4 protein-coding genes are annotated in these 3774 nt (G+C 43.8%); 3 read left to right on the top strand and 1 reads right to left on the bottom strand.

The window, feature by feature from the left end:
• A partial coding sequence (locus VB714_RS15015; protein WP_323225420.1) for a response regulator transcription factor occupies positions 1-687 on the bottom strand: 687 nt, incomplete at its 3' end.
• Between the two features lie 543 nt (positions 688-1230).
• Between VB714_RS15015 and VB714_RS15010 the strand changes: the two genes are divergently transcribed.
• The 3 genes from VB714_RS15010 to VB714_RS15000 form a co-directional block, all read left to right on the top strand.
• Positions 1231-1827 carry a Uma2 family endonuclease gene (locus VB714_RS15010; protein WP_323225419.1) on the top strand — a complete coding sequence of 199 codons (597 nt, stop codon included), beginning with the start codon at positions 1231-1233 and terminating at the stop codon, positions 1825-1827.
• Positions 1828-2264: 437 nt separating this feature from the next.
• Positions 2265-3284, top strand: a complete 1020-nt coding sequence (locus VB714_RS15005; protein ID WP_323225418.1) for a permease — start codon at positions 2265-2267, stop codon at positions 3282-3284.
• A 35-nt stretch (positions 3285-3319) separates the two neighbouring features.
• Positions 3320-3774 (top strand): DUF1980 domain-containing protein (locus VB714_RS15000; RefSeq protein WP_323225417.1); only part of this gene is annotated, 455 nt, incomplete at its 3' end.

Below are 3774 nucleotides of genomic sequence, written 5' to 3'. Positions count from 1 at the left end.
TTCCTCTTTCCCGTCTTTTCCTTGGGGGGCTTGATAGCCTTGTTCGTAGGCAAAGCGAACCAGTTGGGCGCGATTGTCTAATTGTAATTTTCCCAGAATATTGCTCAGATGACTTTGTACTGTGCGAGGGGAAATGAAGAGGCGATCGCTGATTTGTTTGTTAGTAAACCCTTGGATCGTTTCCCAGAAAACCCGTTCTTCCGCAGGAGTGAGGGGAAGAGGTTCGGGAGGGACTTTTTCGGGGGTTTCACTGCTTCCCGATCCTGTTCCCGACTGGGACATCTGTTGCATCATGCGGACGATCTCCACGTGAATGCGGCGCGATCGCTCTAATTGTGCATCAAGTTTGGCCAGTAATTCCCGCATGACAAAGGGTTTAGAAATATAATCATCCGCCCCCATTTCGTGGCCTTTGATGCGATCTTCGAGTTCTCCCTTGCCCGAGAGAAAAATAAAAGGAACGAGTTGTCCCGAGGTACTTCCTCGTAGGGTGCGACAAAATTCTAGACCGTTCATGCCTGGCATCATAACGTCAGAAATCACGGCATCAGGGGGATTTTGAGCAAACACCTCTAAACCAGCCTGACCCGAATTAGCACTATCGACTTGATAGCCAGCTTCTTCGAGAATTTCTTGGAGATTTTCGCGGATATTGCGATCGTCATCAACGATTAAAATTCGTTTCATGCTTTTTTCTTGCTTTTCGGGGACTCTAGACTCTAAAAATCAAAATACAGCCTTCAGAAATTAAAGTTTGGGAAAAATATCCGTTAGTCTAGCAAAAATCAACTCTATCAGTTCCGAGGGCTATATTACGAAAAAATAACTCCCCTTGCTGCTGGTTCTCGCATTTTTGAGCAAGGCAGCCGATCGCCCCTAATCCTCTCTCGCTTTATTCTTGCTAACATTGCTGAAAGTCAAAGCTGGGAAATTAAGTGAATTAGCGCTTAATTTAATTTAACTTAATTTAACTATAGAGTTTTTCTTACCGATCCCTCTAATGTGTACAGAAATCGATCGCTGGAAAATTGACGGTCTGATTGATGATGAACTCAAACTAGGAATTAAATATCCGATTCGCTATTAAAAACTTTTAACTTCCAAAGTATAAGGAGAAGATCGTCCGGTAGAAGTCGATCTACCTATCGTCAATCGGAGCTTTCATGCTATAAAAATTGAATCTAAAAAAGATTAAAATAGAGAAACGAATTCTTCCTCAATACGATCGCCATGCAAGCCATCGCATCCCCGAGTAAACTTTCCCTCGAATCCCCCTTGCGTCTGTGGACAATAGAAGAATATCATCGCATGGCTGAAGTAGGGATATTGCAACCCGACGAACCTGTAGAATTAATTAGCGGACAAATTATTCGCAAGATGAGTCCCCAAAAATCCCTCCATGCTGCTGCAATTACTCGCACAGAAAGACAATTGCGAAATGGGTTAGGCGATCGCGTTTTATTGCGAATTCAATTACCCATTGAATTAAATTCTTATTCTGAACCCGAACCCGATATTGCGATCGTACAACCCGATCCGAGAGACTATGCAGACAATCATCCCATCGTTTCCCAAGTTTATGCGATCGTTGAAGTTGCCGATACAACCTTAAGAAGAGATTGCAGTTTAAAAGCAAGAAATTATGCCAATTCTGGTATCGAAGATTATTGGGTTTTAGATATCGAAAATCGTCAACTCCATTTGTTCCGAGAACCCACATCCGAAGGATACAACAGCGAAAGCATTTTATCAGAAGATAATGAAGTGTCACCGTTACAATTCCCAGAATTAAGAATCAGGATTCAGGAAATCTTACCTCCTGTATAATTACAATCGCTTCTAACCCAGGCGATCGCGAAAATCTCCTAATCCATTGTAGGGACGTTGCGTGCAACGTCCCTACGGGATTTCAGGCGATCGGATGATGATAGTCTGCGGTAACTGGATTTGGTATGAGACGGGGATTTCCAATCCCAAGCAGATCTCAAATTACCGAACTTGTTGTAATAAAGAAGCAACACCAACAATCAAAGCATGAGCGCGATCGAAAACCATCTTAAAATTTCCTGCTTTTACACCAGTTTAACGCGATCGCAAATTTTCCATTATTGGAATAGCTTTACTCTCATCAGTACGCCCTGGTAATCGATTAAGATTCCCTAAATTGCGCTGCGTCTGTAAAATGAAAAACAAACCTAATCAAATCTCCTTGCATTTACCCTCACGTGCCGATCGCAGGCAACCTCACACCTAAATCTTTCTCGATGAGCCAACTGTATAACGCCTTTACCCTCTTTCTCAGCTTGCTTGTGGAAGCGATACCCTTTCTCTTACTGGGGGTATTGCTTTCCAGTGCCTTGCTGTTTTTTGTGGACGAACGGCAATTAATCTCTAAAATGCCCCGTAATCCTCTTTTGGGGTCATTTGTCGGCAGTTGTGTCGGATTTTTGTTTCCCGTCTGCGAATGCGGGAATATCCCCGTGGCAAGGCGTTTACTGACCCAGGGCGCACCCACTTCTGTAGCGATCGGCTTTTTGCTGGCGGCACCTACCATTAACCCCATCGTGATCTGGGCGACATGGGTTGCCTTTCGCGATCAACCGGAAATCGTCGTTTTTCGGGTGATTTTTTCGCTTTTCATTGCCACAACCATCGGCTGGATTTTCAGCTTTCAGAAAGACCCTAAACCCCTGATGCAGCCAGAATTAGCCAAGCGGGTGATTAATCGTTTGATGGCGGCTTCAAATAGCGATCGCGAAAATACCCCCGCTTTATTGCGATCGGGAACTTTTTTATTAGATAAATCGGGAATTCCTATCCTCATGGAAGAGGACGCATTAGCGATAAACTTAGCGAAAAATAAACCGAAAACCCTCGATCGCAACAAACTGCGTTTATTTCTCGATAATGTCATCCAGGAAGTCCGAGAATTAGGGGGAATGTTAGTGCTGGGAAGCGCGATCGCCGCCAGTATTCAAGTTTTAGCACCGCGAGAACTGATTTTAAACTGGGGACAAGACCCGATCACCTCGATTCTGGCTATGATGGTTTTGGCTGCCGTGGTTTCGATTTGTTCCACCGTCGATGCCTTCTTTGTACTCGCTTTTTCCTCCGCTTTTACCACGGGTTCTCTCTTAGCTTTTTTAGTTTTTGGACCGATGATCGACATTAAGGCGATCGGGTTAATGCTCTCCATTTTTAAACCGCGTATTATCATTTATTTGTTTGCGATCGCAGCACAATTAACCTTTGTTTTAACTCTTTCTTATAGTTATTTTTTCTGAAAAAGAGAATCGAGAAATTTTAATGGAGACTGGACATGAAAAAACTAGATAAACTCAAACAATTCCTTCTCAGGCTAAAGCCTAAAACTTCCCGTTCCCAAAAGAAAAGCAAAAAAGCCTTTAGTTTCAAGGATTTTTACACCAAAATTCTACCTTGGTTCGATGTCTTTGCCCTGCTTAACTGGGGCTTATTGATGGTAAAATATCGCTTCACCGGGCAACTACAACTCCTCATTCATCCCAATTATTTTACGTTAGTTTTAATTACGGGAATAGTTCTTATTACCCTCAGTGGGATTAGAACTTGGCAATTACTCAAACAACTCCGACGCGGGGGACCCAGAGAAGCAGAAGTACGTCACATTACCATCTTTCCCCCAGGAGTTGCTACGGCACTGCTGGCGATCGCGGCGATCGCCGGACTGATTGTTTCTCCCAAAGTTCTCGCCAGCGATACCGCCCTACAACGGGGAATTACAGAGTCTCTCCC

Origin of the sequence: Spirulina sp. 06S082 (assembly GCF_034932145.1) — a bacterium.
Classification (GTDB): domain Bacteria; phylum Cyanobacteriota; class Cyanobacteriia; order Cyanobacteriales; family Spirulinaceae; genus CCY15215.
The sequence above is the reverse complement of the archived record's forward strand: the minus strand, read 5'-3'. Positions and strand labels throughout refer to the sequence as shown.

Excerpts from the sequence above, each read along its gene's own strand:
- VB714_RS15010 (WP_323225419.1), top strand. The coding sequence starts at position 1,231 with ATGCAAGCCATCGCATCCCCGAGTAAACTTTCCCTCGAATCCCCCTTG.
- VB714_RS15005 (WP_323225418.1), top strand. The coding sequence starts at position 2,265 with ATGAGCCAACTGTATAACGCCTTTACCCTCTTTCTCAGCTTGCTTGTG.